6 protein-coding genes are annotated in these 7367 nt (G+C 67.7%); 2 read left to right on the top strand and 4 right to left on the bottom strand.

What is annotated here, in order from left to right:
• Positions 1–456 precede the first annotated feature (456 nt).
• Positions 457–648, top strand: coding sequence for a helix-turn-helix domain-containing protein (locus tag TU34_RS20635; protein WP_045824801.1), 192 nt, complete (start codon positions 457–459; stop codon positions 646–648).
• Positions 649–1164: 516 nt separating this feature from the next.
• On the opposite strand, the gene TU34_RS20625 is transcribed toward TU34_RS20635, so the two are convergent.
• Positions 1165–2097 (bottom strand): aldo/keto reductase, encoded by a 933-nt coding sequence (locus tag TU34_RS20625; protein WP_045824799.1) that lies wholly within the window; start codon positions 2095–2097, stop codon positions 1165–1167.
• Positions 2098–2116: 19 nt separating this feature from the next.
• Positions 2117–3304: an FAD-dependent monooxygenase gene (locus TU34_RS20620; RefSeq protein WP_150116639.1), complete on the bottom strand. Its 1188-nt coding sequence runs from the start codon at positions 3302–3304 to the stop codon at positions 2117–2119.
• 101 nt (positions 3305–3405) lie between these two features.
• On the opposite strand from TU34_RS20620, the gene TU34_RS20615 reads away from it, so the two are divergent.
• Positions 3406–3975 (top strand): TetR/AcrR family transcriptional regulator, encoded by a 570-nt coding sequence (locus tag TU34_RS20615; protein ID WP_045824797.1) that lies wholly within the window; start codon positions 3406–3408, stop codon positions 3973–3975.
• A gap of 19 nt (positions 3976–3994) precedes the next feature.
• Here TU34_RS20615 and TU34_RS20610 read toward each other — a convergent pair whose 3' ends face one another.
• Positions 3995–5224, bottom strand: a complete 1230-nt coding sequence (locus TU34_RS20610; protein ID WP_045824796.1) for a hypothetical protein — start codon at positions 5222–5224, stop codon at positions 3995–3997.
• 93 nt (positions 5225–5317) lie between these two features.
• Complete coding sequence (locus TU34_RS20605) at positions 5318–7351, bottom strand: hypothetical protein (RefSeq protein ID WP_045824795.1); 2034 nt, start codon at positions 7349–7351, stop codon at positions 5318–5320.
• Positions 7352–7367: the final 16 nt, after the last annotated feature.

Below are 7367 nucleotides of genomic sequence, written 5' to 3'. Positions count from 1 at the left end.
CAAGGACCCGAAGACCCGCCCACCGACACAGCCAGCCGGCAACCTCCGCATGCCCACATCACCAAACCAGCAGCCACACAACAGAATCAGTAATCAGCGCAACGCTGGTGAAAGACTGAGGCTAGAGCCACCGTCAGCCCTGACGTTCGCCGATGGTTCCACGGATACCTCAAATCAGGTGGACGGTAGGTGCTCGGCGTACGACTCCAACTCGTCACGGTGAACGAAACACAACCTGCCGATCCGCTTGAACGCGATACGGCCAGCACGGTTCTCAGCACGCAACGTGTCCACGCTGATCCCCCCAAGCACTTGGGCAGCGGCAGGTAGGTCGTACAAGATTTGGTCTGACGGGGTGAGGGGCGTTGGGGACGAGATTACGTACTCAGTCACGCTGGGGCTTGTCCTCTCAAGAGCGATTTTGCGGGCAAGGTCCGCGCCCAGCACGCTATCGGCATGACAGACGAACTTCCCAAGCTGCTGTACACGCTCGCCGAGGCCGCCAGGGCAACCGGCCTGTCTGAGCGGACGTTGATGCGTGAAAAAGCGGATCACAAGCTGGTAGCGGTGAAGGTGCGTGACTCAAAGCGCATCTACTTCACCGCGAAGGAGTTGGAGCGTTGGGCCGGAGACCTCGAGGAGGTTTAGTTTGCCAACCGCCCAATCCGTGCACGCGCCGAACGACCCGACGCCGGCGCCTCCACCGGCCGCGGACGACGCTTCGTCAACTCCAGAATCTCCGCGATGTCCTCCTCGGTGAACCGCCACCTGTTCGACACCTTGTGCCCCGGCCACTGGCTCGTCGACACCATCCGCTGTAGATAGCGGGGCTTCACCGGGATACGGGCCGCAGCGTCGGTTAGGGACATTGTCAGGGGTTGTGTCATCAGAAGAGTCTCGCTCTACGAACGCGGGTGCGTACTCAGATCCATCACTTATCCATCAATAACAGACGTTCCTCGATGGAACGCATAGCACTCAATGCAACTTCTCTACGCTTTTGAACTGCATCTTCTGGAATGGATGCCAGTAGATGGCGACCTCGATACGGCCCGATCATTTCAAGAGGTTAGGGGTTCGAATCCCTTCGGGCGCACTCTCGAGATGAACCCGCCGACGCACCTCAGCGTCGGCGGGTTCGTTCGTCTCCAGGCGCTCGCGCGGTCAAGGGAGTGTGTGTCCGGCCGCGCGGAAGATCCGGTACCACTCCTCGCGCGTGAGGCCGATGTCCGAACCGGCGGCAGCCTCCGACACACGGCTCGGAGTGGTGGTGCCGAGCACCACCTGGATGGTCGCCGGATGCCGCGTGAGCCAGGCCGTCGCGATGCCCGTCGGCGTCACACCGTGCTCGGCCGCGAGGTCGTCGAGGACATCGTTGAGTTCCGGATAGTTCTCACGGTCGCCGACGAACACCCCGCGTCCGGCCACGCCGGACTGGAACGGCGACCACGCCTGCAGCGTGATGCCGTGGACCCGGGAGAAGTCGAGCAGCCCGTTGTCGCGACTCACCGACTGCTCGAGGTCGCCGATGTTCGCCGCGACGCCGGCGGCGATCAGAGGCGCGTGGGTGACGCTCACCTGGACCTGGTTCACCACGAGGGGCTGTGTCACCGCTGTCCGGAGGAGCTCGATCTGGCCCGGCGTGTGATTGGAGACGCCGAACGCGCGCACCTTGCCCGCCGTCTGCAGGGTGTCGAAGGCGGCGGCGACCTCCTCGGGCTCCACGAGGGTGTCGGGGCGATGCAGGAGCAACAGGTCGAGGTGATCGGTGCGCAACGCGTCGAGGGACTCGTCGACGGTGTCGAGAATGTGGCGCGTCGAGAAGTCGTAGAACCCGTCGCGGATGCCGACCTTGCTCTGCAGCAGCACACGTTCGCGCTGTGCGGCCGTGAACGACACCGCCGCGCCGAACCTGCGCTCGCACGCGTGGCGCTCGCTGCCGTAGATGTCGGCGTGGTCGAAGACGGTGACACCGTCGTCGAGCGCCGTCTCGACCAGAGTGCGGATCTCCTCGTCGTCGAGCGACTCGATGCGCATCAGTCCGAGGACGATGCGCGATGCGGGCTGGGGAACGGTGGCGATGTCGACGTACTTCATGTCCCCACTATCGGCGCCGTCACCGTCGCGCGGTGGCCGATCCCGGTCCTGCAGCGGCGATGGCCTGCTCGGCGACGTTCTCCGCGTCGTGGGTGTTGATGTCGATGCGCGCGACGATCGCTCCGATCCGCTCGGCCTGCTCGAGGCCGGACAGCCCGGCCGACCGATAGGTGCGACCCGCCTCGCGGGCGCTCTCACGGACCAGTCGGGTGCGGTCGCGTCGCAGATCCTCGTAGACCCGCAATCGCTCCGGGACGTCGCTCGCAGCGCAGTCGCGCAGGACGACGGCGAGTGTCGCCGCGTCCTCGATGGCCTGATTCGCGCCCTGTCCCAGATGCGGGGTGACCGCGTGCGCGGAATCGCCCAGGAGTGCGATCCGATCGGTGGACCATCGCGCGAGGGGTTCGCGGTCGTAGATCCCCCAGCGGAACGTCGTGTCCATCGCGGCGATGATGTCGAGCACGCGCTGATCCCATCCGGCGTAGGAGGCGGCGAGTTCATCGACGTCACCGGGGGCGGTCCAGGACTCGGCGACGTCGAGGTTGCTCGGCGCGAAGGCCACCACGTTCAGCAGTGAACCGGCCGACACGGGGTAGACGAGGAAACTGCGCTGCGGGCCGAGCCACATGGAGCAGGTGTTCATGTCGATGATGTGCTCGACGCGCTCGGCCGGGATGAGCGCCCGGTAGGCCATCACGCCCTCGCTGACGGGCTCTGCGGGCGCACTCACCAGTCCCTGCAGGCGGGAGTGGATGCCGTCCGCTCCGATCACCAGGTCGGCCTCGGCCACGGTGCCGTCGGCGAACTCCACCGCGACACCGTCGCCGTGCTCGGTGACCGCGGTGACCTCGTGGCCCAGCCGGAGCGCATCGGCCGGAAGGGCCTCGGACAGCACCCGTTGGAAGTCGCCCCGATGCAGGAACAGGGTGTGCTCGGGGTCGCCGAAGGACAGCTCCGACGGCTCCCCGGCGATCGGCTGACCCTGCCAGGTGCGAAACGCGTACTGCGAGAACCTGCCCGCGACGTCCCGGAGCTGCTCGCCGAGACCGAGACCGTCCAGGACCCGAGAACCGTTGGTGGCGATGGACACGCCGGCACCGAGCGCTCTCAGTTCCGACGCCTGCTCGTACACGACGGCGTCGATCCCCTCGGCACGCAGTGCGATGGCCGTGCTCAGTCCTCCGATGCCGGCTCCGACAACCGCCACGCGGAGTGTTGGGTCTCGTCTCACGATCTGACCTCCTCGATGATATCTGTACCGATCGGCACATCTTTGACGGTAGGCGTACCGATCGATACATTCAAGCAATGCCCCGAATGCCCGATCTGGACAAGCGCGCCGCACTGCTCCGATCGGTCGTGGCCTATCTGGAGGACAACGGGGTGAGCGACCTGTCGTTGGCGCCGATGGCCGAGGCGCTGGGTACGAGCAAGCGAATGCTGTTGTACTACTTCGGGGATCGTGGCGGGCTGCTCGCGCAGGCTTTGGACGCGGCTCGCCCCGACGCGGGCGGTATCTTCGCCGACGTCACCACCGACGCCGAGTTCGTCGACGCCGCGAGGACGCTGTGGCGCGCCATCTCGCGGGGCGAGCAACGCCGCAGCGTCACGATGATGCTGCAGGTGCTCAGTCTGGCGAGCACCGATCCCGATACCTACCAGCAGTACGCGCGCATGACGGTCGAGGTGATGCTGGACCCGATCACCGCGGCGTTGACAACGCTGGGACATCCACGCAGTGATGCGAGAGCCCGTGCGACGCTGGTCGTCTCCGGGTTGCGGGGACTCTGTCAGGACGTTCTCGTGACCGGACAGCGCGCCCGCATCGACGCGGCCGCCGAACTCGTCATCGCCGCCGCCGTCGCCGCGCCGCGGTGAGGGTCGCGGTCGTCGGGGCTCACCGGGTCAGGTAGACGCCCCACCCCGACGGGGTGATCGGGGTGTGGCACAGGCGGGCTCCGGTCTCGCGACAGCTCGTCAGGCCGGACAGGTCGGCGGGATCGGGATGGGCCGACAGGTAGAGCGCGGCCAGCACACCCAGGATCCCGAGTATCAGGCACCCGACGGCGACGCCCCTACCGGCTCGACCACCGGATCGACTGGCGGCGGCGGTGAGCAGGACGACCACGATGGCCACGGGCGTCACGAGATGACGCTGCCCGGCGAGCCCACCGGAGACGAAGATCGTGCCGTAGGCGTAGCTCGCGGCCCCGGTCAGCGCCAGCAGCGAGAACCAGGGGGCGACGGCATCCCACCGCAGCACCGCCATGGTCACGACGAACGCCGCCACCAGCCACACCGAGGTGACGACGGTCGGGAGCAGCGGTCCGCCGTCGGGGTGGAACAGGCTGCTGAACCCGAAGAGCCAGCCACCCGCGACGCGTTCGACCACCGCACGCACGGCGAGCTCCACCGACCCGCCGCCGGGGGTGGTCCGCGACGACGACGCGTAGATGATGGCCTGTATCACCGCTCCGGCGATCGCCACCGCGGCGACGAGCGCGGACTGCGCCGATCGACCCACGCGCCACCACCGGTGGACGATGACCGGGAGCAGGAGTACGACGACCGGGCCGCTCGTCGCCAACAGGGCGACGACGAGGACCTCGACCACCCGGCCCACCCGCGAGGTCGGGTCGTCGCACAGGGCGATGAGGAACAGGCCCACGCCGCCCACGAAGATCAGGTTGGCGATGTTGCCGTAGACCTCGCTGAGGACCGGGGACACGCACAACAGGACGAACGCCACCGCACGGGCCCGCGGGGTCGGCAACAGCCACGAGAGTCGTTCGGAGAGCACGATCGAGAACAGTCCGAGCGCCACGACCACGGCGGTGACCGCGTACAGCAGCGGGACGACCGTGAAGGGCAGGGGCGCATACAGCAGCGCGATCAGTCGAGGGATCACATGCAGGTATCCCGCATAGGGCGTGAGCAGGACGTCGAGGCCACCGCGGCTGATCTGTTCGGAGAAGAACTGCGCCCCGTCCTCGGCCCAGAACGCCGGGTGGACGATGCGGGCGATCCCCCGCCCCACGAACAGGACCACGCCCGCGAGGACGAGCATCTGCGCCGCACGCCCGGTGCGGACGGTGTCGTGGCGGTTACCGGTGTCGATCGCGTGCATGACCGACGTCTACCCGAACCGATGCGCCGACACCGGTATTCGTCGCAGATTCATGCGATCAGAGGGCGCCCGACCGCGGTGTCATGAGCCCGATCAGGACCGGTCGGGCATGCGATCGGCACCCCAGCTGCGCTCGATAAAGCCGACGATGCGGTCGATGTCCTCGACGGGCACCTTGTGCGGCTCACCGTTCTCCAGCGGATCGGCGTGGAAGATGTAGAGCCGCGAGGCGAACTGGTCGAACGGGAGGGACCCCTCGCCGTGGCGTTCGCCGTTGCCCGCGGTGCCCACCACGACACCGTCGCCCCAGTCCTGGCCGCTGTCGTTGTTGGGGTTGAAGAAGTACACACGCATCACGCCGTCCGGATCGGCTGCTACGCGCAGGATGGTGATCGCATGCCAGCCGACGTAGCGGGCGGCGCTGTCGGTCACCGCGACGCCCGCCGGCTGCGGGTGGATCAGCGGCTGATCGCCGTTGTAGGCCGGATGGTACGAGGCGTGGAACTGCCGCAGGAACCCGTCGACGTCGATGAGGTTGCCGGTCTCGACGTCGACGTCGATGTGGAAGTCGCGCGCCGACCACCAGCCGTGGAACTCCGGGTTCACCCAGCGGTGCGGGTCGCCCGGGCGTCCCGCGCACTGGCGCACCATCTCGGCGTAGATGCGGTCGAGGTAGGGAACCAGCAGCAGCGACACGGGGTCGAGGTCGATGGGGTCGCTCGTGGCCACGCCGCTCACGCTGTCGGTCGACGACAGTGCCTTGCCCTCGAAGTGCATGACGATCTCGTCGTCGCGGGCGGCCCACACCACCATCTGCAGCAGGTAGTCGGGATCGTTGTAGGCCCACATCGACAGGGCACGCGCCGACTGACAGGTCGGGTTGTCGCCCTGTCCGACACCGAGCGGCTGGCCCAGCATCGACAACAGCCCGCCGAGCAGGCGCGCCTCGGGACTCGGGGTCGAGCCGAAGGCCGCGTGCAGTCGCTCGGATGCCTTGTCCGACAGCGTCAGTGCTATCTGGCGCCACAGCGACGGCACGATCGGCGGCTGGTGCAGGATGCCGCGGTCGAGCATGAGTGCGAGCCCGTAGAGACACTGTGCGGTCTCCGGGTGCACGGCCTCGACGATCAGCCGCGACACCAGTTCGGGGTACCGCTGCAGCGAGGTGCGCCCCACCTCCGACAACCCCAACGCCTCGGGCAGGAGGTGGGCGTTGTTCTCGGTGAGGTGGCGCACGAGGGTGGCGTGATACGGCGACACCAGCCCGGTGTCGTGCATGGCCCGCGCGAAACCGCCTGCCTCGAACTGCAATCCGCCCGCGTCCATCACCTCCAGGCGCGAGCGGTAGACCTCGACACCGGGGTCCTCGCGACACGCGTCGGTGGTGCCGAACAGCGCGGTGATCAACCGGTCGAGCCCCTGTCCCGACGCCCCGAGATCGACCGAGGGGTCGTCGCGGTAGATCGCGATGCGGGTGACGATCGCCTTCACCTGGTCGACCTGGATGGGTCGTTGGCGCAGGATCCGCCAGATCTCGTCGACGAGTTCGTCGAGCACGCTGTCGTAGCCGATCTGCTCGGCGACATAACCGAACAGATCGCGGATGACGTACGCCGTCTTGCCCAGGCGGACGCGCTCGGCCTCCGACGGCGGCGTGAACAGCACCTCGAGGTTCATCGCCAACACCTGAGACAGGAACCGCTTCGCGTCGTCGGGATCGATGGCGGGATGGGTGTGTTCACCCGCTGCGATCGCCACCAGGCGCAGCTCACTCGTCGCCTCGAGGGTGACGATGTCGTCCTGCCCGCTGCGCAGGCTGGTGCCCACGAACCCCGGGACGAGGATGTCGGGGTGGGCCCAGTCGGTGCCCGCGAACAGTCCGGCGTCGTCGAGCGCGCCGGCCCGCTCCCGGATTGCCGCGCAGCCGCCTTTCTGGCCGAGCACCCGGTGGACCGCGTCCAGAACACGGCGAACCTTGGTGCTCTTGGTGAACTCCGGGGCGTCGCGGAGCGCGGCGGTCGCGTGGTCGAGTTGCGCGAGCCGGGAGGTCAGGGCCGGGTCGACCACCGGTGCCGAGGCGTCGTCGGAGCCCGACCCGTCACCGGCGGCGCCGGGATCGGGGTCCATCGACTGTGTCGGTCCG

It is taken from the genome of Williamsia herbipolensis (genome assembly GCF_000964005.1).
GTDB classification, from domain to species: Bacteria; Actinomycetota; Actinomycetes; order Mycobacteriales; family Mycobacteriaceae; genus Williamsia_A; species Williamsia_A herbipolensis.
Note: the sequence above shows the minus strand (reverse complement) of the source record. Positions and strands in the feature narration are given on the sequence as shown.

Excerpts from the sequence above, each read along its gene's own strand:
- TU34_RS20635 (WP_045824801.1), top strand. The coding sequence starts at position 457 with ATGACAGACGAACTTCCCAAGCTGCTGTACACGCTCGCCGAGGCCGCC.
- TU34_RS20625 (WP_045824799.1), bottom strand. The coding sequence starts at position 2,097 with ATGAAGTACGTCGACATCGCCACCGTTCCCCAGCCCGCATCGCGCATC.
- TU34_RS20615 (WP_045824797.1), top strand. The coding sequence starts at position 3,406 with ATGCCCCGAATGCCCGATCTGGACAAGCGCGCCGCACTGCTCCGATCG.
- TU34_RS20610 (WP_045824796.1), bottom strand. The coding sequence starts at position 5,224 with ATGCACGCGATCGACACCGGTAACCGCCACGACACCGTCCGCACCGGG.
- TU34_RS20605 (WP_045824795.1), bottom strand. The coding sequence starts at position 7,351 with ATGGACCCCGATCCCGGCGCCGCCGGTGACGGGTCGGGCTCCGACGAC.